This window comes from Pantoea septica, from assembly GCF_002095575.1.
GTDB classification, from domain to species: Bacteria; Pseudomonadota; Gammaproteobacteria; order Enterobacterales; family Enterobacteriaceae; genus Pantoea; species Pantoea septica.
Map to the genome: position 1 here is coordinate 26,127 of NZ_MLJJ01000021.1, position 22,146 is coordinate 48,272.

The following is a 22,146-nucleotide window of genomic DNA, read 5'->3' on the forward strand; positions in this document are numbered from 1 at the left end:
GTCGGGGAGAAGCGCAACGGCGAGATGGCACCCGCCGGGCGTAGAGAGCCCGCGACAGGGCATTACGGCTGGTTCAAATCCGGCGTGCTTTTCAGGACCCTGACCGCCTGGGCGATATCGGGCGCCAGCCAGCGATCCTGCTGCCAGTTCGCCACCACCGCCCGCAGACGGTGCAGCGCCCGCCGCGTGCCCGAGGCGAGCGCCGCGTCGCCGTGAAAATCGAGCGCCTGGGCGGCGAGAAGGTACTCGATAGCCAGAATATGCCAGACGTTTTCCAGCAGCTTCAGCAGCTTGAGCGCCGCGCCGGTGCCCAGGCTGAGATGATCCTCCTGCAAGCCTGAGGTGACATAGTTATCCAGCACCGCGGGCTGCGCCAGCTGGCGATTCTCCGCACAGAGCGACGCCGCCACATACTGCGCGATCATCATACCGGAGTTAACGCCCGGCTGCGCCACCAGAAAGGGCGGCAGGCCGCTCACCAGCGGATTGACCAGCCGGTCGAGCCGCCGCTCGGCGATGCTGCCGATCTCCGCCATGGCGATCGCCAGCAGATCCGCCGCCATCGCCACCGACTCGCCGTGCGGGTTGGCCTGCGACACCACGCGCCAGCTTCCCGGCGTGCCGAGCACCAGGGGGTTGTCGGTACAGGCGTTGAGCTCGGTCTCGATCTGGCGCGCGGCGTGCGCGAACTGATCGCGGCTGGCGCCGTGCACCTGCGGCATCGATCGCAGGCTGAGCGCGTCCTGCGTGCGGACGCCAACGCTGGCCGCCAGCAGCGGACTGTCGCCCAGCAGCTGACGCAGCCGCTGGCCGCTGATCTGCATGCCGGGACTCGCCTTAAGCGCCAGCACCTCGGGGTCGAACGCCGCCAGCTGGCCGCGGAGCGCCTCGAAGCTCATCGCGCCGGTGACGTCCGCCCGGTTCAGCAGGCGCGCGGCATCGTCCAGCGCCAGGCAGGCGAGCCCCGTCATGCAGGGCGTACCGTTCACCAGGCTCAGCCCCTCTTTGGCGCCGGGGCGCCAGGGCGCCAGGCCAGCCAGCGCGAGCGCCTGCGCGGCGGGCATCTGCTGGTTTCGATACTCCACCTCGCCGACGCCGATGAGCGCCAGACCGATATGCGCCATATGGCTCAGGTAGCCGACCGATCCCTGCGACGGCACCTGCGGCGTAATCTGATGATTCAGCAGCGCCAGCATATGCTGCACCAGCCCGGCTGATACGCCCGATTTGCCGTGGCTGTAGTTGGCGATCGCCGCGCACAGAATGGCGCGCGCCTGCTCGCGCGTCAGCAGCGGGCCGACGCCGCAGGCGTGGCTCAGCAGGGTATTGCGCGACAGCTGGCTAAGCTGCTCGTCCGCCAGCGTGATATTGCACAACGCGCCGAGGCCGGTGTTGACGCCGTAGGCGATCTGCCCGCTGGCGACGATCTCATCGACAATGGCGCGCCCCTGGGCGATACGCTGCCAGGCGCTGGCGCTTAAGCTTAACTCCGCGTCGTGCCGCGCCACCGCGACCAGATCCTGCCACTTTAGCGGCCCGTCGCCCCAGACCAGGGTCATGACGGCTGCCCCGCGCCGTGATGGCTGGAGATAAACTGCTTAAAGCGCTGCGACCCCTGCTGGCCGAACATTGCCTCGGGTTCGCCCTGACAGTCGATGGTGCCCTGATGCATAAACACCACGCGGTTGGAGACGTTGCGCGCGAAGCCCATTTCGTGCGTCACCACCAGCATGGTTCGCCCCTCTTCGGCCAGGCTGCGCATCACTTTCAGCACTTCGCCCACCAGCTCGGGGTCGAGCGCGGAGGTCGGCTCGTCGAACAGCATCACCTCGGGATCCATCGCCAGCGCGCGGGCGATCGCCACGCGCTGCTGCTGACCGCCGGAGAGCTGCGCCGGATAGAAATCTTTGCGGTTGAGCAGGCCGACGCGATCAAGCAGCTGCTCCGCCTGGGCGATGCAGCTTTTTTTGTCGCGCTTCAGCACGTAGTGCGGCCCTTCGATGACGTTTTGCAGCACCGTCATGTGCGACCAGAGATTAAAGCTCTGAAACACCATGCCGAGGCGGGAGCGCAGGCGCTCGATCTGCCGCGGATTGGCCGCCAGCTGGTGGCCGCGCGCATGGCGCTTCATCTCGATGGTTTCGCCGCCGACGCTGACCACGCCGGCGTCGGGCGTCTCCAGCAGGTTAATGCAGCGCAGCAGGGTGCTTTTTCCCGAGCCGCTGGCGCCGAGAATCGAAATTACATCGCCCTGGTGCGCCTGCAGGGAAATGCCTTTCAGAACGTCCATGGCGCCGAAGGATTTATGAATATCCGTGGCGGACAGGGTAACGGGGGATGTGGAATGCATATTACTCTCCGACAAGCGGTTTAACGGCGGACAACGGCTTTTTTGCCGTGCGATGCACCGGGGTCAGGCGACGCTCCAGCAGCGCGTAGAGCTGGACGATAATAAAGTTCAGCAGCAGGTAGATAACCGCGGCGCAGAGAAACACCTCCATGGTGCGGTAGGTGCGCTGGATGATTTGCTGCGCCACGCCCGTCACGTCCCAGACGGTGACGAGGCTGGCCAGCGCGGTGGACTTCACCAGCAGAATCGCCTCGGTGGAGTAGGCGGGCAGCGCGTAGCGCAGCATCACCGGCGCGATAATGCGGCGCAGCAGCAGCCAGCGCGACATGCCGCAGGCGAGGCCGGCCTCGACCTGGCCGGCGGGCACGGCGAGCAGCGCGCCGCGCAGGATTTCCGCCGTATAGGCCGCGGTACAGAGCGACAGCGCCAGCACCGCGCAAATAAACGGCTCGCGCAGGAACGGCCAGACGAAACTGTGGCGGATCACGCCGAACTGCCCAAGCCCGTAGTAGATAAGGAAGAGCTGGATCATCAGCGGCGAGCCGCGAAACACCAGAATGTAGCCGCGCGCGAAGCCGCTCAGCAGCCGCCAGCGGCTCATGCGCAGCGCCAGAATGCCGATCGCCAGCACGCCGCCGCACAGGAAGGCGCTGATAAACAGGCCGAGGGTGACCGGCAGGGCGGCGCTCAGCTTAAGAAAGGTGTCAGAGAGAAACGCGAAGTCAATCATGCTGCTGCTCCTTAATGCTGCGCCGCGGTGCGGCTCTGCCACGCGCGTCCGAGGCGCGACTCCGCCCGACGAAACGCCTGATTAGACAGCAGCGTCAGCACCAGATAGCAGGCGCCGCCGACCAGGTAAAAGGTGAAATAATCGCGGGTGGAGCCGGCCGCGACCTGGCTGGCGCGCATCAGTTCGACGATGCCGGTCACCGAGACCAGCGCCGAATCTTTCAGGCTCATCTGCCAGACGTTCGACATGCCGGGCAGGGCGTAGCGCACCACCTGCGGCAGCAGAATGCGATGCGCGATGCGCCAGCGCGGCATGCCGATCGCCACCGCCGCCTCTACTTCGCCTTTGGCCAGCGCCAGGCGCGCCGCACGATAGACTTCGCCCTGATAGGAGCCGGAGATGAGCCCGATCGCCAGCGCGCCGATCAGAAACGGCGGCGCCTCGATAAAGCCGTCCGCGCCGAAAAGCTGGCCTACCAGCGTAATCAACCCGGATCCGCCGAAATAGAACAGGTAGATCACCAGCAGTTCCGGAATGCCGCGAAACACTACCGAATAGCCCTCGCCCAGCCAGCGCAGCCAGCGGTGGGCGGAGAGCTTGGCGGCCGCCACGCCGGAGCCGACTACGGCGCCGATGATTAGCGCCGCCAGCGACAGCAGCAGCGTGGTGCAGGCGGCGCTCAGAATCAGTCGGCCCCAGCCGTCCGGGCCAAAACTCAGCAGGCTCATCATCTTTTACCTCTCCTACGGGGTGACGTCGGTTTTAAACCATTTTTCACTCAGCTTTTTCACCGTGCCGTCGGCCAGCGCGGCATGAATCGCTTCGTCGAGTTTGGCTTTGAGATCGCTGTCGGCCATGCGCACGCCCATCGCTTCGCCTTCGCCCCAGATCGGGCCGCCCAGCTGCGGACCGCTAAAGCTCAGGTTGGCGTTCTCTTTGCGCGCCAGCATCGACTGGGCGAAGGTGACATCATCGAACACCGCGTCGATGCGGCCCGATTGCAGATCGAGAATGGCGTCCGCCGACGCGGTGTATTCCCGCACCTCGGCGTCGCCTTTGAAGTATTTATCGATAAAGGGGGTGTAGACGGTGCCGGAGGCGATGCCAATGGTTTTGCCTTTTAGCGCCGCTTTAAGCGGGGCGATCGCCGCGTTGATCGCGGCCTCGTCATCATGCAGCTTAATGATGTGGCTATCGGCCGGCAGCAGCGGATTATCTTTGCTGGTAATAAAGGTGGCGGGCGTAGAGGCGTACGGCGTGGTGAAGTTGACCACTTTTTTACGATCTGGCGTAATCACGATCGCGTCCATGATCACATCATATTTGCCGGCATTGAGTCCGGCGATCATGCCGTCCCAGTTCTGTACCACCAGCTTGCACTGGACGCCCATGCGCTTGCATAGGTCTTCCATCAGTTCTGGTTCAAAGCCGCCCAGCTTGCCGCCCGGCAGCGTCAGGTTCCAGGGCTCATAGCTGCCTTCGGTCGCTATGGTAATCGATTTCCACTCTTTGGCCTGCGCCGCCGCGCCGCTCAGCAGCAGCGAGGCGAAAAGGGTGGTGAGGCAAAAACGACGAATAGGTGCGCGTTGCGTCATGCGGCTTCTCCTGGTGAGCGATCGATTCAGGCGATCTCGTAGCGAGATCAGTGCAAATGACATTTCATGTATATACAAGCAAATTTGTTCTGACACATCGTGGATGTGTCCACTTTGTGAGCATCACTTGATAAAATTTTGTTAAATGCCGAACAGAATTAACTTGTACATACAAGCTGCAAAAGTTGTGCCAGCAAAAGAGCAGGCGAAACCGGTAAAACAGGCGCTAAATCGAGGGGCGCGCCGCGTTTCTGCACGAAAAAGGCGCGCTGCTGCATGACAAAGGTGCAAAAGAGGTAAGTCGGTAGTTAATACGAGCCGCTTATTTATTTTCATCTTAAGGTCAGGTTAATCATAGGGATGAATCTGGAGATTTCAGGCGTTTTGGCGAGCGCGCTGACGGTGTTATGTCGATTTAAGCCAGACTTGCAGCAGGAAACGCTAACTTTTTTTAATACTTAAAACCTTTCCCAGCGATAGTTTTTACTGATGTATCAATTTATTTCAGGATATTTAATAGTTTATTCACGATACAACTTTTAATCAGTTACCATGATGAGCAGCTTTTACTACCTTACCCAGGAATGCGATCCCTCTGGCTGTTTTGTTCTGCATACGAAAGCCTGTACCCGGCTTCCCGACGCGGCGCTAAGGGTGTTTATCGGCACGTTTTATCATCCACGCGACGCGCTGCTGACCGCAAAAAACAGAAAGGTGAATACAAAACCCTGCCGCGAATGCCTGAAGGATATTTGTCGCTAAAGGCGGCGCTGGCCTCAACCTGATCAGAGCCGCCGCGTCGCTACTGAAAAAAGCGCAGCAGCGCGGCGCTCAGCTCTTCAGGCGCCTCTTCCGCCATATGATGGCCGCTGTTAATCGCGTGGCCGCGCACATCCGGCGCCCAGCGCCGCCAGATAGCGAGGATATCGCCGTACAAATCTTCCAGATCGTCCTGCTTCGACCATAAACATAAGGTTGGGCAGGTGATAAGACGTCCGGCCTGGCGATCCTGCGCCTCATGCTCTCTGTCTATCGACAGGCCTGCGCGATAATCCTCAAGCATCCCGTGCACGGTGGCGGGATCGTGAATGGCTTGCCTGAACGCCTGATACTCCTCATCTCCCATCGTTTTCGGCTGCGGACCGTACCATTGGTCCGGATCGGCCAGAATCGCCCGTTCAGGCTTTTCAGGCTGGGCAAAGAAAAACCAGTGATACCACTGACGCGCAAACCTCTCGTTACAGCGTTCCAGGGCTTCCAGGATTGGAACAGAATCAAGAACCGCAAGGCGAGTGATGCTGTCGGGATAATCGAGCGCGGCGCGATAGGCCGTATAACTCCCTCTGTCATGGCCGACCAGCGCAAAGCGCGCAAAGCCAAGATGGCGCATCAGCTCAATGCAGTCTTTCGCTTTCGCTCGTTTGGCAGAGCCTGCGTGATCCGGTAAATCGGCAGGTTTTGACGAGCTGCCGAAGCCGCGCAGGTCTGGGCAGACCACGGTAAAGAACTTAGCCAGCCGCGGCGCGACTTTTGACCAGGTGACGTGGGTGCGGGGATGGCCATGCAGCAGCATAAGCGGCGGACCGCTTCCGCCATAGCGTACGCTGATTGTCGCGTCGGAAAGCGCTATTTCTGTATGAATAAATCCTTCAAACATAGTTATTTTCCTGGCAGGCGGATTGTACAGATTATAGTCACGGTCGGCCGCTATCCATCTGGAGCATAAAGAGAGGCGGCAATGGAATTTCAGCATATGCGTATCGCCAGGCCGGTGAGCCTGCTGAGCAAAAGCGGTGAGATGTACGCCAGCGGGCTGGATCTGCAGATCATCGGCGAATTTCGCGATCATGAGGGTTTTAGCGGCTGTATGTTAGGCCGCGACGATTTGCCCTGGCATCTTGAATTTACGCAATGCTATTTTCATCCGGTCACGCCATCTCCGTCCGCCGAAGATCTGCTGGTTCTCTATGTGCCTGACCAGGACGGCTGGGCGACACGCTGCGCGAAGATGGATCAGGCTGGCTTTGTCAGGGTGAAATCGTTCAATCCCTACTGGGAGAGAAGGGGCGCGACATTCCAGGATGTCGATGGCTATCGCGTTGTGATTCAGCAGATGCGCTGGGGCGAGCGCTGATGCGCCACTGGCGAGATAATCAACCGACAGAGAAAAGAATAAGGAAAAGCGATGAGGGTGAGACGCGCGCGACCTGACGAAGCGGAACAATGCTGGCTTGTCAGAAATTTGGCTATCCGCGACGGGTGCCGCAACAGCTATAAGCCCGAGATCCTTCAGGCCTGGACGCCAGATGGGATGCCTGAAAGTTATCGCGAGGTAATCAGAGCGAACCCCTTCTTCGTGATTGAAGGGCCGGATAGCCGCCCGGTGGCAACGGGTTTTCTCGACCTCTCTTCCGGCAGTGTCGAGGCAATTTTTACCCTGCCCGAACACGCTGGAAAAGGGTTAGCTGGCAAGATTATCAAGGCGATAAAAGGCGAGGCGCGCCAGCGGGGGTTTACCCGACTCACTCTCGCCTCGACCCCTAATGCGCAAACCTTCTATGAGCGGCACGGCTTTAGCTTTGTGCAGGAAAATGTCTATCCTTCCAGACTCGCCCAGGCTGAACTGCGCTGCATTGATATGGCTATCGCGCTTTAAGCTCGATCGCGTCGCACTGGCAAGCCGCGCTTCACCGCCGGGCTCGCTTCATGACAACGGCCCGGCATGCTGGCGAAAATTAAACTTCGTCTGGTTTGATATTCGCCACCGGCGACAGCACGTTTTCCGGCAGGGCGCGCAGCGGCGCCTTTTCCGCCACGCGCGTCGGCCAGTCGTGGTTAGCCAGCGCCGCCTTGCCGATCGCCACAAAGTCGGCGCCTTGTTCAAGCTGCTCTTCTGCCAGGTCGCCGGTATCCAGGCCGCCGTTAACGACAAGAACGGTATCCGGCGCCGCCTCGCGGGCGATAGCGGCAAAAGTCTGTTCGCCGTCGCTAAAGGCGGGTTTCCACGCCTGATATTCCGTCACGTGGATATAATCCACGCCCGCGGCCTGCAGCAGTGCGAACACTTTCGCGGCGCCCGCTTTGCCTTCTTTCCATTTGTGATGGAAATCGTTGACCTTGCCCTGCGAGATGCGCACGCCCAGGATAGCATCAGGCCCGATTTGCGCCCGCACCGCCTTGATTACCGCCAGCGTCAGGCCCAGGCGCGCTTCGATGTCGCCGCCCCAGCGGTCGGTGCGCTGATTGGTGTAGTCGGTCAGGAACTGATCGAGCAGATAGCCATTGGCGGAGTGGATCTCGACGCCGTCAAAACCCGCCGCGTTGACCGCGCGCGCCGCGCTGGCGGCAAAGGCGCTAATCGCCTGCTGGATCTGCTCCTCGCTCATCGCCTCCGGCAGCGCATAGTCGCCCTGACCGTGGTAAAAGCCGAGCTGCTGGCCGACCGGCTGCACAGCCGAAGGGCCAACGGTAGAGCGGCGATAGATATTGGCCTGCGAAAGCGCGCCGCCATGGATAAGCTGCGCGATAAAGACGGCGCCCTGGCTTTTCACGGCGTCAACTACCTTGCGCCAGCCCTCAACCTGCTCGTCGGTTACAATCCCGGGCTGGAAAGCGTAGGTCTGCGACCAGGCCTGGTCGACATAAAGCCCCTCTGAAATCACGCCGCCGAAACCGCCGCGCGCAAAGCTGGCGTAGTAGCGCTGCACGATCTCGCCCGGCACGCCGGTTTCCGAAGCGGAGATGCGGGTCATCGGCGCCACCATGGCGCGGTTGTTAAAGGGCGTGGCGTTGATAACGCCGGCCGTAAAAAGTTTTTTAGCCATATCGGCAGAATCTCCTGAGTGATTATCTACTGAAGCTATTGTAATGCCGCGGCAGGCGGCGAATAATCGCCAAAACCGACAAGCTGTATAACGGAAAGCGTTACAATGGATTTAAAAAACGTTGAGATTTTCTGCAGCATCGCCGACACCGGCAACCTTACCGAGACGGCCAGACGGGTTAACGCAACGGCCATGACCATTTCGCGACGGTTAGCGCAGCTGGAGAGCGAACTGGGCGTGCGTCTGTTTCAGCGCACAACGCGCGCGGTATCGTTAACCAGCGAAGGCGAAGAATTTCTGCCCTATGCGCGCCTGATGCTGGAGGCAGGGGAAACCGCCAAAAGCCTGTTTAATTCAGCATCGCAGGGCGCCAGCGGGCTGCTGCGCGTGACGGCGGCGTCGGAATTCGGCAAGCGCCATCTGCTGCCGCTGCTGCCTGCGCTGATGGAGGCGAACCCTGCGCTGCGGGTCGATCTCAACCTGAGCGACAGCGTGGTCGATATCGTCGGGCAGGGCTATGACATGGCGCTGCGGCTGGCGCCCCTGAAAGATTCGACGCTGGTCGCCCATCGGCTCGCCGATAATCCGCGCATACTCTGCGCCGCGCCCGGCTATCTGGCGCGCTATGGCCAGCCGACCAGCCTCAGCGATCTGCAGCAGCATCGCTGCCTGAAAATTTCCGGGGTGGCGCACTGGATGTTCGAGCAGCACGGACAGGTGGTGAACTGCCCGATTGCCGCGCGCTTCAGCTGCAGCAGCGTCGAGGGCGTACGGGAGATGTGCGTAGCGGGGATCGGCATCGCGCAGCTGACCTTTCTCGATATTCGCGACGAGCTGCGCCGGGGAGAGCTGGTGGAGATTGCGCTGTCGGACGCCAGTCGACACGCGCTGGCGGTCTGGGCGCTGCTGCCGACCCGACAGTACATGCCTTATCGCACGACGCTGCTGCTGAAGGCGCTGAAGGCGGCCCTGCAGGACGTTGAAACATGCTGAAAACATTCTCAATAAACACCAGTGAATTTATGCACAAGTCTATCGCTTAATCTTCCCCCTACCGCAACGCATACCACTCTTTGTGCTTCAACGGATTCATCGCCGCGCCAATAATATCGGAAACCACGTTCACCAGAATCACCAGACCGCCAACCACCATCACGCCGGCGGAAATCGCCGCATAATCCTGCTGACGAATCGCGTTAATGAGCCACCGGCCCAGACCCGGCCAGTTGAACACCATCTCGGTGATCATCGCCAGCGTCAGCATCGTCGAAAACTGCAGGCCCAGACGCGGGATCACCGGCGGCAGCGCATTATGCAGCACGTGGCGGCGGATTACGGTAAAACGCGACAGCCCGCGCGTGGCGGCCGCTTTCACGTAGTTCTTATCCATCACCTCGCTGGTGCTGGCGCGCAGCAGGCGGATCACTTCGGTAGCGGGGGCGACCGCCAGCACAATCACCGGCAGGATCATATGCGTCATTACGCTGACCAGCATCTCATGACGCCACGGTGACGGGCTCAGCCAGGCGTCAACCAGCGCAAGACCGGTAATATTTTGCACCGGATAGAGCAGATCAAACCGGCCGGACACCGGCAGCCAGCCGAGCGTCAGCGAGAAAAACAGCGTAAACAGCAGCGCCAGCCAGAATACCGGCATCGAAAAGCCGAGCAGAGCCAGCGCGCTAATCACCTTATCCTGCCACTTATTCCGCGTCACGCCGGCGCAGATGCCGAGCGGAATCCCGGTCAGCAGCGCCAGCACGAACGCCAGCACGCACAGCTCCAGCGTGGCGGGGAACACCTCGCGCAGCTGCAGGCCGATCTCCTGACCGTTGGTGCTGGAGACGCCGAAATCAAACTGCAGCATGCCGCTGAACCAGAACCACCAGGCGTCGAACAGCGAAGCGCCTTCCAGCGGCGCGTTGGGGGTGAAGTAGCTCAGGCTAAAGCCCACCAGCGACAGCAGAAACAGGGTAATCACCAGCAATAACAGGCGACGCAACATATAGATGATCACTTACGGCTCCTCGCGCTCATCACGGTAGACTCCGGCAAAAGAGGCGTTGCCGAACGGACTTAACACCAGGCCTTTAATATCGTGGCGGTAGGCCTGCAACCGCAGCGAAGAGGCGAGCGGCAACACCGGCAGATCGCGTGCTAGCATCTGCTGCGCCAGGTGATAGTTCTCAATGCGGCCCGCCAGCTGCTGCGACAGCAGCGCCTTCTGCAGAGCTTCATCGAAGCCGGGCGAGCACCAGTGCGCATAGTTGGTCTGCGAGCGAATCGCCGCGCAGCTCAGCAGCGGACGGAAAAAACTGTCGGGATCGTTACTATCGGTCGCCCAGCCGGTGAGGGTGAGGTCGTGGTTCATCGCCATCAGCTGCGCTTCCTGAAAGCGGCCCTCTACCGGCGCGATGCTCACCTTAACGCCAACCTGCGCCAGATCGGCCTGCAGCAGCTCCGCCGTTTTCAGCGGGCTGGGGTTCCATGCCTGCGAGGCGGACGGCACCACCAGGCGCAGATGGAGATCGGTAATGCCCAGCGCCTCCAGCATCGCGCGCGCTTTTTTCGGGTCATACTCGGTGACGCGCGCTTCGCTATCGTAGGCCCAGGAGGCGCGCGGCAGCACCGACGCGGCGGTTTCCGCCGTACCGTAGTAGATCGACTCCATCAGCCGTTCGTTATTGATCGCCAGCGCCAGCGCGTGGCGCACTTCCGGACGGTCCAGCGGCGCTTTGCGGGTATTGAACGCCAGATAGGCGATATTCATGCCGGGGCGCAGCGTCATGCGCAGGCGGGGATCGTCGCGCAGGATAGAAATCTGACTGGCGGCGGGATAGGCGAGCACGTCGCACTCTCCCGTCAGCAGCTTAGAAAGGCGGCCCGTTCCGCCTGCGCCCATATCGATCACCGCCTGCTGCAGGCGCGGCACGCCTTTCCAGTAGGCGGGATTGCGCGCCAGGCGAATATACTGTCCGGCTCGATATTCGCTGAGCTGGTAAGGACCGGTACCCACCGGCTGGCGATCAAGCTCTTCCTGGCGGCCGCTGCGGGTCAGCTGGTCGGCATATTCCGCCGACAGCACCGGCGCGTAGTGGGTCGCCAGATGCCAGAGAAACGAGGCGTCCGGGCTGTTGAGCCGGATCTCCACCGTATTGCCGTCTATCTTTTTAACGCTCTGCACCGAATCGGCGAACTGCAGGCTGTCGAAGTAGGGGTAGTTGCCGCCATTAACGTTGTGCCACGGATGGTGGCGATCGAACATGCGGGCAAAGCTGAATACCACGTCGTCGGCGTTCATTGCGCGCGTCGGCGTAAACCAGGACGTGCGCTGAAAAGAAACCTTGCTGCGCAGGTGGAAGCGGTAGGTCGCGCCGTTATCGCGCACTTCCCAGGAAGAGGCGAGATCGGGCACCAGACGATAGGTGTAGGGATCGACATCCAGCAAACGATCGTAAAGCTGCGCGGCGAGGGTATCGACAGCAAGGCCGCTGCTCGCCATCTGCGGATTGAAGGTATTCAGCGTGCCGTTGACGCAGTAGACGAAGCCGCTGTGGCGAATATCGCGGCTCTCTGCCGACCAGGCAGACGCGCTGAATACGCTGAGAATAAGCATCAGCGACGAGATTAGTTTTGACATAGAACTCAACGGTGTTCGGGCAATAGGCCGAGTGTATCGCAAAGGCGGCGATGTCCCAAAATATGGTGACGCGGCTGGGGGGATTTTCGCCAGAGAGCAGAAAATAGACACACCCTTGCTGTGGTAATGAGAAAAATTCTCAATTAGAGCTTTACAAGTGAGAACAAGAATGATTATTATTTCATTGCGCTTCAGCGGTGGCTCTACCGGTGAAGAGCACGACATTGCTCACATTGCTTCCAGTATTGTTGCCCGCGCAAGCGGGCTTTTTTTTTTCTGCTGCGCTTAGCTGAAACATGCCTACTGTTTAGCGTTATCTCTCTTGAATAACGTCCATTCTTCAATGCGCTCACCCTCTGGTAGCGTGCAGTATCCCACCTCGCCACCGGGCTCTTTAACAATATCGAGCTTGCCGCCGATTTTTTTACAGTAAACGGAGGCAGGATTTGCCATGCCTGTCTCACGCGGACGCTCAACGTGAGTAGAGCATGCTGCCAGGAGTGTCGTTGCTGCGACTAATACCATCTTTTTCATCATTATCCTTAGCTAAAAGCGCTTGGGAGATAGCGTGTAGCCTTGACCGGTTCAGGTAGGATCCTACCCGGTTAAGGCGCGTTCAGGGCTGATCGCGATCAGGATGGGATGCCGTATTAAAAGGGGCAGTCAACTCAGTCTCTTTCAATCCCGTGCTTTTTCATCATTGCCCGTAGCTGATGATAGGTCACCCCCAGTAGCTCCGCGGCGCGGCGCTGGTTATATTTCGCCTGCTGCAGGCCGGCCTCCACCAGCGCGCGCTCCTGCTGGTTCTGCCACAGGCGCAGATCAAGCGGCAAAGCGGGCAGGGAGCCTGAAGAGTCATCCGGCGCGGCGGCCGTCGGCAGTTCGCGCGGCGCAAAGGGATTGATAATAATCCGGTCCAGCGGCTCGTCGCTGCTGTGATGACGGTACACCGAACGCTCCACCACGTTTTTTAGCTCGCGCACGTTGCCAGGCCACTGATACCCCAGCAGCGTCTCCTGCGCCTCGGGGGTAAAGCCCGGAAACAGCGGCAGGCCCAGCTCGCGGCACATCTGAATAGCGAAATGCTCCGCCATCACCAGAATGTCGCTGCGCCGCTCGCGCAAAGGGGGCAGCTGCACCACGTCGAAGGCGAGGCGGTCAAGCAGGTCGGCGCGGAATTTCCCCGCCGCCGCCAGCGCGGGCAGATCTTCGTTAGTGGCGCACACCAGCCGCACGTTAACCTGCAACGCGTGATTGCCGCCGACGCGCTCCAGCTGTCCATACTCGATAACGCGCAGCAGCTTCTCCTGCACCAGCATCGGCGCCGTCGCCAGCTCGTCGAGAAACAGCGTGCCGCCGTCCGCCCGCTCGAAGCGGCCCAGATGACGCTTCTGCGCGCCGGTAAAGGCGCCCGCCTCATGGCCGAACAGCTCGGAGTCGAGCAGATTTTCGTTCAGCGCGGCGCAGTTAAGCGAAATAAAGGGGCCCTGCCAGCGGTCCGAGAGGTAGTGCAGGCGGCTGGCGATCAGCTCTTTGCCGGTGCCGCGCTCGCCGACCACCAGCACCGGCTTCTCCAGCGGCGCCAGCATGGATACCTGCTCAAGGACTTCGAGAAAGTTGTTGGATTCGCCTAACAGGTTATCGTTGCCGTCAGCCATGATGAAATTCACCACCTTTTAATCAATTTAACTACCTTACGCGACCAGTGCGACGCTGTAAAATAAAAATATTAATACAAATCAAGCATGTAAAAACTGGCACGCCTTTTGAATATAACAATCAGCGCATGGCGCACCAACATAATCAAGAGGAACATCATTATGGGTATTTTTTCTCGTTTCGCCGACATCGTTAACGCCAACATCAATTCGCTGCTGGAGCGTGCGGAAGATCCGCAGAAACTGGTACGCCTGATGATTCAGGAAATGGAAGACACGCTGATTGAAGTACGTTCCACCTCGGCGCGCGCGCTGGCGGAGAAAAAACAGCTGAACCGCCGCATCGAACAGGCGGAAGTCCAGCAGGCCGAATGGCAGGAAAAAGCGGAGCTGGCGCTGCGCAAAGACAAAGATGACCTGGCGCGTGCGGCGCTGATCGAAAAACAGAAGCTGACCGACCTGATCGCCTCGCTGCAGCAGGAAGTGGCTCACGTTGAAGAGACGCTGGAACGCATGAAAGGCGAAATCGGCGAGCTGGAGAAAAAGCTGAGCGAAACCCGCGCCCGTCAGCAGGCGCTGACGCTGCGTCATCAGGCCGCCTCTACCTCGCGCGACGCCCGTCGTCAGCTCGACAGCGGCAAGCTGGATGAAGCCATGGCGCGCTTTGAATCTTTCGAGCGCCGCATCGACCATATGGAAGCGGAAGCGGAAAGCCAGCGTTTCGGCAAGTCGAAATCGCTGGACGCGCAGTTCGCCGATCTGCAGGCCGATGACGAAATCAGCCAGCAGCTGGAAGCGCTGAAAGCCAAAATGAACCGTAGCGAATAACGCTATTTGATCTGCGAGAGTGATTAAGGAGAGTCAATGAGCGCACTTTTTCTCGCTATACCGCTGACCATTTTCGTGCTGTTTGTCGCGCCGATCTGGTTATGGCTGCACTACAGCAATCGCCGCAGCGGCAACGAACTGTCGGCAGGCGATCTTCAGCGCCTGCAGCAGCTGACGCAGGATGCGGAACGTATGCGCGACCGCATCCAGGCGCTGGAGTCTATTCTGGACGCCGAGCATCCTAACTGGAGGCAGCCATGATTAAACGCAAGCTGTGGCGCAAGCCGGACGAAGGGAAGCTGATGGGCGTCTGCGCCGGCGTGGCGGAGTACCTGGATATTCCGGTGCGGCTGCTGCGCGTTATCGTGGTGCTGTCGCTGTTCTTCGGCCTGTTCGCGATTACTATCTGCGCCTACTTCATTCTGGGGTTCGTGCTGGACGTGAAACCGGCGGATGCCGAAGAGGGCGCGACCAAGCCCAACGCCGGCGAACTGCTCGACCGACTGGAAAGCGCGCTGCGGCGCGATGAGCACAGCGTGCGCGAGATCGAACGCTACGTCACCTCTGAAACCTTCAGCGTGCGTAGCCGCTTTCGCCAGCTCTGACTTTCCCTGAACGGGGCCGCTTCGGCCCCGTTATACCGTCAACCGGAGGTATACTTTGTTATATTCACGCACGTCCTCATTTCGCCGCCGCGCGACCCCCGCGTTGAAGTCGGTCGGGAAATTCATCATTATCAATGCCGTGAGCTATGGACCGGCCGGGCTGACCGGCTGGGCGGTAAAATCGGTTGCGCGTCGCCCGCTGCGCATGCTGCTTTCCCTGGCGCTGGAGCCGTTGCTGCAGCGCGTCATGAAGCGGGCGGCGGCGCGCTTCATCAGGGAAAAAGATGATAAACAAGTCTGAAATACTGTCACTCCTCAACCGCGGCGCGGATCGTCATCTGCGCCTGGCGGTAACCGGCCTGAGCCGCAGCGGTAAAACCGCCTTTATCACCTCACTCGTTAACCAGCTGCTTAACGTGCACAGCGGCGCGCGGCTGCCGCTCTTTTCCGTGGTTCGCGACGAACGCCTGCTGGGCGTCAAGCGCATTCCGCAGCGCGATATGGGCACGGCGCGCTTCACCTACGACGAAGGGCTGGCGCAGCTCTACGGCACGCCGCCCGCCTGGCCGACCCCGACGCGCGGCGTCAGCGAAATGCGGCTGGCGCTGCGCTACCGCTCGCAGGATTCGCTGCTGCGCCACTTCAAAGAGAGCGCCACGCTCTATCTGGAAATCGTCGACTATCCCGGCGAATGGCTGCTCGATCTGCCGATGCTGGCACAGGACTATTTCGACTGGTCGCGGCAGATGGTCGGGCTGTTGCAGGGCGATCGCGCCCGGTGGGCGCAGCCGTGGCGCGAGCTGTGCGCCTCGCTCGATCCCTTTGCGCCCGCCGACGAAAACCGGCTGGCCGCCATCGCCGCCGCCTGGACCGATTATCTGCACCGCTGCAAGGCCGAAGGGCTGCACTTTATCCAGCCGGGGCGCTTTGTGCTGCCGGGCGAGATGGCGGGCGCGCCCGCGCTGCAGTTCTTTCCCTGGCCGCTGATGGACGAAGCGGCGCGCGGCAAACTGGCGCAGGCTGACAAAGGCAGCAATTTCGCCATGCTGCAGCAGCGCTTTCGCTACTACTGTCAGCATGTGGTAAAGGATTTTTACCGCAATCACTTCCTGCGCTTCGACCGCCAGATCGTGCTGGTAGACTGCCTTCAGCCGCTAAACAGCGGCCCGCAGGCGTTTAACGATATGCGGCTGGCGCTGACTCAGCTGATGCAGAGTTTCCACTACGGGCAGCGTACCCTGTTCCGCCGGCTGTTTTCGCCGGTGATCGACAAGCTGCTGTTCGCCGCCACCAAAGCGGACCATATCACCGCCGATCAGCACGGCAATATGGTGTCGCTGCTGCAGCAGCTGGTGCAGGACGCGTGGCAAAACGCCGCCTTCGAGGGCATCAGCATGGACTGTGTCGGCCTGGCGTCGGTGCAGGCCACCCAGAGCGGGCTGGTGGATCACCGCGGGGAAAAGATCCCGGCGCTGCGCGGCGAGCGGCTGGCGGACGGCGAGGCCCTGACCTTCTATCCAGGCGAAGTGCCGCCGCGCCTGCCGGGCCACGCCTTCTGGCAGCAGCAGGGATTTCAGTTTGAACAGTTCCGGCCGCAGCCGCTCGACATCGATCGACCGCTGCCCCATATCCGCATGGACGCCGCGCTGGAATTTTTATTAGGAGACAAGCTGCGATGAACGATGAACAACTCAAGCCGCGTATCGATTTCGCCCGTCCGCTGGACGCCCCGCGCGAGCCTGCGCTGCGCCCGGCGCAGGCGTTCGACGGCGAGGCGCGCCAGGCGTTTCTCGCCGTCGACGAGCAGGCCGACGAGGTGGTGGAAGAGGGTGCGGGAGAGCGGGCGGTGGATCAGGCGCTGCGGCCGAAGCGCAGCCTGTGGCGCCGGCTGGTCGGCGCGGGCGTGGCGCTGTTCGCCGCCAGCGTCGCGGCGCAGAGCGTGCAGTGGATGCATGACGCCTGGCTGACGCGCGACTGGTTTGCCCTCGGCAGCGGCGCGGCGGGCGCCTTGATCGTGGTTGCCGGCGTCGGCGCGCTGACCAGCGAGTGGCGCCGCCTCTACAAGCTGCGTGCAAGGGCCGAAACGCGCGACGTCGGACGCGAGCTGCTGCACAGCCATAGCGTCGGCAAAGGGCGCGCCTTCTGCGAAAAACTGGCGCAGCAGGCGGGTCTCGATCAGGCGCATCCGGCGCTGCAGCGCTGGCACGCTTCGCTGCATGAAACGCAGAACGACCGTGAAACCGTCACGCTCTATGCGCAGCTGGTGCAGCCGGTGCAGGATCGCCAGGCGCGACGTGAAATTGGCCGCCACGCCGCGGAGTCGACGCTGATGATCGCCGTCAGCCCGCTGGCGCTGGTGGATATGGCGTTTATCGCCTGGCGCAACCTGCGGCTGGTGAACCGCATCGCCGCTATTTACGGCATAGAGCTGGGCTATTTCAGCCGGCTGCGGCTGTTCCGGCTGGTGCTGCTGAATATGGCGTTCGCCGGCGCGTCGGAGCTGGTGCGCGAAGTCGGCATGGACTGGATGTCGCAGGATATCGCCGCCCGGCTCTCCGCGCGCGCCGCGCAGGGCATCGGCGCCGGTCTGCTCACCGCGCGGCTCGGCATCAAGGCGATGGAGCTGTGCCGCCCGCTGCCCTGGCTGGAGGACGATAAGCCGCGGCTGGGCGATTTCCGCCGCGATCTAATCAGCCAGCTTAAAGAGACGCTGCCGAAAAGCGGCGCGAAGCGCGAAGGCTAGGCGCTTTCCTCTGCCGGTGCGCCGCTGCTCGCGCGGCGCGCACCGCAGACTGAACAGTGCTGTCAACTTTTGCTTCCACGCCTCTTCAGACCTGCCGCAAGTTAGCGTATTATCTCCAGATTCTTCACCTGACTAAGGCCATCGCAATGCGTCTTGAAGTCTTCTGCCAGGACCGTATCGGTCTGGCGCGCGAGCTGCTCGATCTGTTAGTCGCCCGTAACATCGATTTACGCGGCATTGAAATCGCGGCGCTCGGCCGTATTTACCTCAACTTCTCTGCGCTTGAATTCGACCAGTTCAGCAGCCTGATGGCGGAGATTCGCCGCACGCCGGGCGTGACCGACGTGCGCACAGTCGCCTATATGCCGTCGGAGCGGGAGCACCGCGCCCTGAGCGCGCTGCTGGTCGCGATGCCGGAGCCGGTTTTTTCCATCGATCTCAAAAGCAAGGTCGAGCTGGCCAACCCGGCGGCGCAAAATCTGTTCGACCTCGACGAGCAAAAAATCCGCAACCACAGCGCGGGCAACCTGATTAGCGGCTTTAACTTCCAGCGCTGGCTGGAGAGCGACCGCGTCGAGGCGCAGGCGCAGCATGTGGTGATCGACGGCCGCGACTTTCTGATGGAGGCGCGCCCCATTTACCTGACCGCCGACGAAGGCGCAGGCGACCAGCCGGTCGGCGCGATGGTGATGCTGAAATCCACCGCTCGCATGGGGCGCCAGCTGCAAAACCTGGTGGTGACCGACGAGTCGGAGTTCGACCATATCATCGCCGTCACGCCAAAAATGCGTCAGGTAATCGATCAGGCGCGCAAGCTGGCGATGCACGATGCGCCGCTGCTGATCGTCGGCGATACCGGCACCGGCAAAGATATGCTGGCGCGCGCCTGCCACCTGCGCAGCGCGCGCGGCAAGAAGCCGTTCCTGGCGCTTAACTGCGCCTCGCTGCCGGACGACGTGGCGGAGAGCGAACTTTTCGGCCATGCCGCCGGCGCCTATCCCAACGCTTTAGAGGGGAAAAAGGGATTCTTCGAGCAGGCCAACGGCGGCTCGGTGCTGCTCGATGAGATCGGCGAAATGTCGCCGCGCATGCAGACCAAGCTGCTGCGCTTTCTCAACGACGGCACTTTCCGCCGCGTCGGGGAAGAGCATGAAGTGCATGTCGACGTGCGCGTCATCTGCGCCACGCAGAAAAACCTGATCGAGCTGGTGCAGCGCGGGGAGTTCCGCGAAGATCTCTTTTATCGTCTGAACGTGCTGACGCTGCATCTGCCGCCGCTGCGCGAGCGCCCGCTCGATATTCTGCCGCTTACCGAGATGTTTGTGGCGCGCTTTGCCGACGAACAGGGCATTCCGCGTCCACGCCTCTCGCCGCAGCTTAACGGCCTGCTGACGCGCTACAACTGGCCGGGCAACGTGCGCCAGCTGAAGAACGCGCTCTATCGCGCGCTGACGCAGCTGGAGGGGCATGAGCTGCGTCCCCAGGATATCGTGCTGCCTGAACAGGCGCTGGACGCCTCGCTGGGGGAAGAGGCGATGGAGGGCACGCTCGACGAAATCACCAGCCGCTTCGAGCGTTCCGTGCTCACCCGCCTTTATCTCTCCTATCCCAGCACCCGGAAGCTGGCGAAACGCCTTGGCGTCTCGCATACGGCTATCGCCAACAAGCTGCGTGAGTATGGATTAGGACAGAGGCGCGGCGAGCAGGAAGAGAAAAACGGCGGCTAACAGCCGCCGGGGTTAAAACTACTTTAGTACGGCCAGCGCCGCGTCGTAATCGGGTTCCGTGGTGATCTCGTCGACCAGCTGGCTGTACAGCACCTTGTCATGCTCATCCAGCACCACCACCGCGCGCGCCGTCAGGCCCGCCAGCGCGCCAGCAGAAATCGCCACGCCATAATCCTGCTTGAATTCCGCGCCGCGCAGCGTCGAGAGCGTCACGACGTTATTCAGGTTATCGGCGCCGCAAAAACGCGACTGCGCAAACGGCAGATCGGCGGAGACGCAGAGCACCACCGTGTTGGTCAGCTCGCTGGCCAGCTGGTTAAAGCGGCGTACCGAGGCGGCGCAGACGCCGGTGTCGACGCTGGGAAAAATATTCAGAACTTTGCGTTTTCCTGCATACTCAGAGAGCGACACGTCGGAGAGATTTTTCGCCACCAGCGAAAAGGCTTTAGCCTGCTCGCCCGCCTGGGGAAAGTGACCAGCAACCTCAACCGGGTTGCCCTGAAAATGAACAGTGTGAGACATAGCGATTCCTTAAACGTCAGATAACTGGATACAGGTAATACAGGTAAGTATGGTTTGAAAAAAGGTTTATGACATATCTATAAAACACTTACGAGCGGAAAACGCAGATTATCCAGGACGACGCGCAGTTATCGAATGACATGGAGAGAGTATGAGAACGGTAAAAAGCTATCCCGAGTCCTGGCCGCTGCATACCCCTTTCGTCATCGCCCGCGGTAGCCGCACCGAAGCGAAAGTGGTGGTGGTGGAGATTGAAGAGAACGGCGTCAAAGGCACAGGCGAGGCGACCCCCTATGCGCGCTATGGCGAAACGGAAGCCTCGGTGCTGGCGCAGATCGCGGAGATTCTGCCGGCACTGCAGCAGGGCATGACGCGCGACGCTCTCCAGCGGGCGATGCCGGCCGGCGCGGCGCGCAACGCTATCGACAGCGCGCTGTGGGATCTGCAGAGCCGCCAGCAGCGCCAGGATCTCTGGGCGCTGAACGGCGTTGCGGCGCCCGCAGAGGTGGTGACGGCGCAGACCGTCAGCATTGATACCCCCGAAGCGATGGCGAGCAGCGCCCGGGCGCTCTGGCAGCACGGCGCGAGGCTGCTGAAAATCAAGCTGGACGACTCCTTTATCACCGAGCGGCTGGTGGCGATCCGCACGGCGGTGCCGCAGGCGACGCTGATTGTCGACGCCAATGAGTCCTGGCAGGCCGAAGGGCTGGCTGCGCGTTGCCAGCTGCTGGCGGATCTGGAGGTGGCGATGCTGGAGCAGCCGCTGCCCGCCGGACAGGATGCGGCGCTGGCGAACTTTATCCATCCGCTGCCGATCTGCGCTGACGAAAGCTGCCATACCCGCGACAGTCTGCCCGCGCTGCGGGGACGCTATGAGATGGTCAATATCAAGCTGGATAAAGCGGGCGGGCTGACCGAAGCGCTGGCGCTGGCCGCAGAGGCGAAGAGGCTCGGGCTGGAGGTGATGCTCGGCTGCATGATCTGCACCTCGCGCGCGATTCATGCCGCGCTGCCGCTGGCGCCGACGGCGCGCTTCGCCGATCTCGATGGGCCGACCTGGCTGGCGGTGGATGTCGAGCCCGCCATTCAGGTCAGCGCGGGTAAAGTGGTTATCGCTGCCAGCGAAGCAGGCTGATCATCGGCGCCAGATAGCGCTCCGTCGCTTCATCCACTGAAATCGCCGGCATCTCGGCGGTGATGCAGGGCAGGCCGAGGTCGTTGCACCAGCTTCCGAACGAGCCGGGCGTGTCGTAACCGACGCTGCTCACCAGCGGCAGCGCGGTCTGCTGCGCCAGCCAGTGGCCGAGTTCGCTGCCGCGCGGATCGTCGATGCAGGCGAGCGGCTCATGCCAGGAGACCACCCAGCGCGGCTTCAGCCCGTGGATCAGCTCGCACAGCGCCTGGGTTTCCGGCTCGGAGCCGGGCCGCTCCCCGGTCGAGAGCAGCACGTCGCGCGCCTCGGCGGCGCTGTTCCAGCGATAGACCGTCTCGCCGCTCTGCCAGTTGGCCGCCGGAAAGTTGCGGTTGAGATCGACGCCGTGCGCGTTGGCGCGCAGGCCCAGCTGACAGCCATCCGGATTGACCGCTAGCACCACGTGATGACGGCGCAGCCGGTCCGGCAGCGTGCGCATCGCGGCGGACAGGGTAGCGACGGCGGCGTTTTCATCTCCATGAGTGCCTGCCAGTATCAGCCCGCTGTCGCTATCGGCAGCCGGCGCGGGAAACCAGAGCAGGGGCGCGCCCAGCACGCTGTCGCCGTAGCGCTGATACGGAATCTCAAGTTTGCCGCGTCGTGGACGCGGGTGTAACACCGTCATCGGCTTTCTCCTTTATTGCCCTCTTCAGACAAAGTAGCGGAAAAGCCGCGCGTGGAAAATCGCTATTTATCCTTCAGGCATTTACGCTACAGTGCCCGGGTCATGCT

24 protein-coding genes are annotated in these 22,146 nt (G+C 61.5%); 11 read left to right on the forward strand and 13 right to left on the reverse strand.

Annotation, left to right across the window (positions count from 1 at the left end; translation table 11 throughout):
- Nucleotides 1–62 precede the first annotated feature (62 nt).
- The 6 genes from HA46_RS12820 to HA46_RS12850 form a co-directional block, all read right to left on the reverse strand.
- Nucleotides 63–1,559 carry an HAL/PAL/TAL family ammonia-lyase gene (locus HA46_RS12820; RefSeq protein ID WP_084884674.1) on the reverse strand — a complete coding sequence of 499 codons (1,497 nt, stop codon included), beginning with the start codon at nt 1,557–1,559 and terminating at the stop codon, nt 63–65.
- The gene (locus tag HA46_RS12825; RefSeq protein ID WP_033790279.1) at nt 1,556–2,350 is read right to left on the reverse strand and encodes an ABC transporter ATP-binding protein; all 795 of its coding nucleotides are present in this window, start codon (nt 2,348–2,350) and stop codon (nt 1,556–1,558) included. The genes HA46_RS12820 and HA46_RS12825 overlap by 4 nt, the downstream gene beginning before the upstream one ends.
- 1 nt (nt 2,351) lies before the next feature.
- Nucleotides 2,352–3,080, reverse strand: coding sequence for an ABC transporter permease (locus tag HA46_RS12830; RefSeq protein WP_084884677.1), 729 nt, complete (start codon nt 3,078–3,080; stop codon nt 2,352–2,354).
- An 11-nt stretch (nt 3,081–3,091) separates the two neighbouring features.
- Nucleotides 3,092–3,811, reverse strand: a complete 720-nt coding sequence (locus HA46_RS12835; RefSeq protein ID WP_084884679.1) for an ABC transporter permease — start codon at nt 3,809–3,811, stop codon at nt 3,092–3,094.
- A gap of 12 nt (nt 3,812–3,823) precedes the next feature.
- Nucleotides 3,824–4,675 carry a transporter substrate-binding domain-containing protein gene (locus HA46_RS12840; protein ID WP_084884682.1) on the reverse strand — a complete coding sequence of 284 codons (852 nt, stop codon included), beginning with the start codon at nt 4,673–4,675 and terminating at the stop codon, nt 3,824–3,826.
- Between the two features lie 802 nt (nt 4,676–5,477).
- On the reverse strand, nt 5,478–6,332 hold the full coding sequence (locus HA46_RS12850; protein WP_084884684.1) for an alpha/beta fold hydrolase: 855 nt from the start codon (nt 6,330–6,332) through the stop codon (nt 5,478–5,480).
- Between the two features lie 81 nt (nt 6,333–6,413).
- Here HA46_RS12850 and HA46_RS12855 point away from each other — a divergent pair, with 81 nt between their 5' ends.
- Both HA46_RS12855 and HA46_RS12860 read left to right on the forward strand, forming a co-directional pair.
- The gene (locus HA46_RS12855) at nt 6,414–6,809 is read left to right on the forward strand and encodes a VOC family protein (RefSeq protein WP_084884686.1); all 396 of its coding nucleotides are present in this window, start codon (nt 6,414–6,416) and stop codon (nt 6,807–6,809) included.
- Between the two features lie 51 nt (nt 6,810–6,860).
- Complete coding sequence (locus tag HA46_RS12860; RefSeq protein ID WP_033790270.1) at nt 6,861–7,331, forward strand: GNAT family N-acetyltransferase; 471 nt, start codon at nt 6,861–6,863, stop codon at nt 7,329–7,331.
- 79 nt (nt 7,332–7,410) lie between these two features.
- Here the strand turns inward: HA46_RS12860 and HA46_RS12865 are convergent, their stop codons facing one another.
- A complete protein-coding gene (locus tag HA46_RS12865; RefSeq protein WP_033790268.1) occupies nt 7,411–8,499 on the reverse strand; it encodes an oxidoreductase in 1,089 nt (362 codons plus the stop codon).
- A gap of 105 nt (nt 8,500–8,604) precedes the next feature.
- On the opposite strand from HA46_RS12865, the gene HA46_RS12870 reads away from it, so the two are divergent.
- The gene (locus HA46_RS12870; RefSeq protein WP_084884688.1) at nt 8,605–9,492 is read left to right on the forward strand and encodes a LysR family transcriptional regulator; all 888 of its coding nucleotides are present in this window, start codon (nt 8,605–8,607) and stop codon (nt 9,490–9,492) included.
- A 58-nt stretch (nt 9,493–9,550) separates the two neighbouring features.
- On the opposite strand, the gene sapB is transcribed toward HA46_RS12870, so the two are convergent.
- The 4 genes from sapB to pspF all read right to left on the reverse strand — a co-directional run bounded on the left by sapB (nt 9,551) and on the right by pspF (nt 13,797).
- Complete coding sequence (gene sapB, locus HA46_RS12875) at nt 9,551–10,516, reverse strand: putrescine export ABC transporter permease SapB (protein WP_033746932.1); 966 nt, start codon at nt 10,514–10,516, stop codon at nt 9,551–9,553.
- Nucleotides 10,517–12,139, reverse strand: coding sequence for an ABC transporter substrate-binding protein SapA (gene sapA / locus HA46_RS12880; RefSeq protein ID WP_084884690.1), 1,623 nt, complete (start codon nt 12,137–12,139; stop codon nt 10,517–10,519).
- A 300-nt stretch (nt 12,140–12,439) separates the two neighbouring features.
- Nucleotides 12,440–12,673 (reverse strand): putative hemolysin, encoded by a 234-nt coding sequence (locus HA46_RS12885; protein WP_033790218.1) that lies wholly within the window; start codon nt 12,671–12,673, stop codon nt 12,440–12,442.
- A 134-nt stretch (nt 12,674–12,807) separates the two neighbouring features.
- Nucleotides 12,808–13,797 carry a phage shock protein operon transcriptional activator gene (gene pspF, locus HA46_RS12890; RefSeq protein WP_084884751.1) on the reverse strand — a complete coding sequence of 330 codons (990 nt, stop codon included), beginning with the start codon at nt 13,795–13,797 and terminating at the stop codon, nt 12,808–12,810.
- Nucleotides 13,798–13,959: 162 nt separating this feature from the next.
- Between pspF and pspA the strand changes: the two genes are divergently transcribed.
- From pspA to tyrR, 7 genes are all read left to right on the forward strand, one after another.
- Entirely contained in the window at nt 13,960–14,625 is a 666-nt protein-coding gene (gene pspA, locus HA46_RS12895; protein ID WP_033790216.1) for a phage shock protein PspA, read from the forward strand.
- 36 nt (nt 14,626–14,661) lie between these two features.
- Nucleotides 14,662–14,886: an envelope stress response membrane protein PspB gene (pspB, locus tag HA46_RS12900; RefSeq protein WP_033790214.1), complete on the forward strand. Its 225-nt coding sequence runs from the start codon at nt 14,662–14,664 to the stop codon at nt 14,884–14,886.
- Complete coding sequence (gene pspC / locus HA46_RS12905; protein ID WP_084884693.1) at nt 14,883–15,230, forward strand: envelope stress response membrane protein PspC; 348 nt, start codon at nt 14,883–14,885, stop codon at nt 15,228–15,230. The genes pspB and pspC overlap by 4 nt, the downstream gene beginning before the upstream one ends.
- 55 nt (nt 15,231–15,285) lie before the next feature.
- A complete protein-coding gene (pspD, locus tag HA46_RS12910) occupies nt 15,286–15,531 on the forward strand; it encodes a phage shock protein PspD (protein ID WP_048786259.1) in 246 nt (81 codons plus the stop codon).
- Nucleotides 15,515–16,909, forward strand: a complete 1,395-nt coding sequence (locus HA46_RS12915; RefSeq protein WP_084884696.1) for a YcjX family GTP-binding protein — start codon at nt 15,515–15,517, stop codon at nt 16,907–16,909. Before pspD ends, HA46_RS12915 begins: the two co-directional genes overlap by 17 nt.
- A complete protein-coding gene (locus HA46_RS12920) occupies nt 16,906–17,973 on the forward strand; it encodes a TIGR01620 family protein (protein ID WP_084884698.1) in 1,068 nt (355 codons plus the stop codon). The genes HA46_RS12915 and HA46_RS12920 overlap by 4 nt, the downstream gene beginning before the upstream one ends.
- Before the next feature lie 146 nt (nt 17,974–18,119).
- Complete coding sequence (gene tyrR, locus HA46_RS12925) at nt 18,120–19,700, forward strand: transcriptional regulator TyrR (protein ID WP_033790210.1); 1,581 nt, start codon at nt 18,120–18,122, stop codon at nt 19,698–19,700.
- Between the two features lie 18 nt (nt 19,701–19,718).
- Here the strand turns inward: tyrR and tpx are convergent, their stop codons facing one another.
- Nucleotides 19,719–20,222, reverse strand: a complete 504-nt coding sequence (tpx, locus tag HA46_RS12930; protein WP_033790209.1) for a thiol peroxidase — start codon at nt 20,220–20,222, stop codon at nt 19,719–19,721.
- A gap of 151 nt (nt 20,223–20,373) precedes the next feature.
- On the opposite strand from tpx, the gene ycjG reads away from it, so the two are divergent.
- Nucleotides 20,374–21,357 (forward strand): L-Ala-D/L-Glu epimerase, encoded by a 984-nt coding sequence (ycjG, locus tag HA46_RS12935; protein ID WP_033790208.1) that lies wholly within the window; start codon nt 20,374–20,376, stop codon nt 21,355–21,357.
- Here ycjG and mpaA read toward each other — a convergent pair.
- The gene (gene mpaA / locus HA46_RS12940) at nt 21,332–22,039 is read right to left on the reverse strand and encodes a murein tripeptide amidase MpaA (RefSeq protein ID WP_033790206.1); all 708 of its coding nucleotides are present in this window, start codon (nt 22,037–22,039) and stop codon (nt 21,332–21,334) included. The genes ycjG and mpaA overlap by 26 nt on opposite strands.
- Nucleotides 22,040–22,146 lie beyond the last annotated feature (107 nt).

Excerpts from the sequence above, each read along its gene's own strand:
- HA46_RS12820 (WP_084884674.1), bottom strand. The coding sequence starts at position 1,559 with ATGACCCTGGTCTGGGGCGACGGGCCGCTAAAGTGGCAGGATCTGGTC.
- HA46_RS12825 (WP_033790279.1), bottom strand. The coding sequence starts at position 2,350 with ATGCATTCCACATCCCCCGTTACCCTGTCCGCCACGGATATTCATAAA.
- HA46_RS12830 (WP_084884677.1), bottom strand. The coding sequence starts at position 3,080 with ATGATTGACTTCGCGTTTCTCTCTGACACCTTTCTTAAGCTGAGCGCC.
- HA46_RS12835 (WP_084884679.1), bottom strand. The coding sequence starts at position 3,811 with ATGATGAGCCTGCTGAGTTTTGGCCCGGACGGCTGGGGCCGACTGATT.
- HA46_RS12840 (WP_084884682.1), bottom strand. The coding sequence starts at position 4,675 with ATGACGCAACGCGCACCTATTCGTCGTTTTTGCCTCACCACCCTTTTC.
- HA46_RS12850 (WP_084884684.1), bottom strand. The coding sequence starts at position 6,332 with ATGTTTGAAGGATTTATTCATACAGAAATAGCGCTTTCCGACGCGACA.
- HA46_RS12855 (WP_084884686.1), top strand. The coding sequence starts at position 6,414 with ATGGAATTTCAGCATATGCGTATCGCCAGGCCGGTGAGCCTGCTGAGC.
- HA46_RS12860 (WP_033790270.1), top strand. The coding sequence starts at position 6,861 with ATGAGGGTGAGACGCGCGCGACCTGACGAAGCGGAACAATGCTGGCTT.
- HA46_RS12865 (WP_033790268.1), bottom strand. The coding sequence starts at position 8,499 with ATGGCTAAAAAACTTTTTACGGCCGGCGTTATCAACGCCACGCCCTTT.
- HA46_RS12870 (WP_084884688.1), top strand. The coding sequence starts at position 8,605 with ATGGATTTAAAAAACGTTGAGATTTTCTGCAGCATCGCCGACACCGGC.
- sapA (WP_084884690.1), bottom strand. The coding sequence starts at position 12,139 with ATGTCAAAACTAATCTCGTCGCTGATGCTTATTCTCAGCGTATTCAGC.
- HA46_RS12885 (WP_033790218.1), bottom strand. The coding sequence starts at position 12,673 with ATGAAAAAGATGGTATTAGTCGCAGCAACGACACTCCTGGCAGCATGC.
- pspF (WP_084884751.1), bottom strand. The coding sequence starts at position 13,797 with ATGGCTGACGGCAACGATAACCTGTTAGGCGAATCCAACAACTTTCTC.
- pspA (WP_033790216.1), top strand. The coding sequence starts at position 13,960 with ATGGGTATTTTTTCTCGTTTCGCCGACATCGTTAACGCCAACATCAAT.
- pspB (WP_033790214.1), top strand. The coding sequence starts at position 14,662 with ATGAGCGCACTTTTTCTCGCTATACCGCTGACCATTTTCGTGCTGTTT.
- pspC (WP_084884693.1), top strand. The coding sequence starts at position 14,883 with ATGATTAAACGCAAGCTGTGGCGCAAGCCGGACGAAGGGAAGCTGATG.
- HA46_RS12915 (WP_084884696.1), top strand. The coding sequence starts at position 15,515 with ATGATAAACAAGTCTGAAATACTGTCACTCCTCAACCGCGGCGCGGAT.
- HA46_RS12920 (WP_084884698.1), top strand. The coding sequence starts at position 16,906 with ATGAACGATGAACAACTCAAGCCGCGTATCGATTTCGCCCGTCCGCTG.
- tyrR (WP_033790210.1), top strand. The coding sequence starts at position 18,120 with ATGCGTCTTGAAGTCTTCTGCCAGGACCGTATCGGTCTGGCGCGCGAG.
- tpx (WP_033790209.1), bottom strand. The coding sequence starts at position 20,222 with ATGTCTCACACTGTTCATTTTCAGGGCAACCCGGTTGAGGTTGCTGGT.
- ycjG (WP_033790208.1), top strand. The coding sequence starts at position 20,374 with ATGAGAACGGTAAAAAGCTATCCCGAGTCCTGGCCGCTGCATACCCCT.
- mpaA (WP_033790206.1), bottom strand. The coding sequence starts at position 22,039 with ATGACGGTGTTACACCCGCGTCCACGACGCGGCAAACTTGAGATTCCG.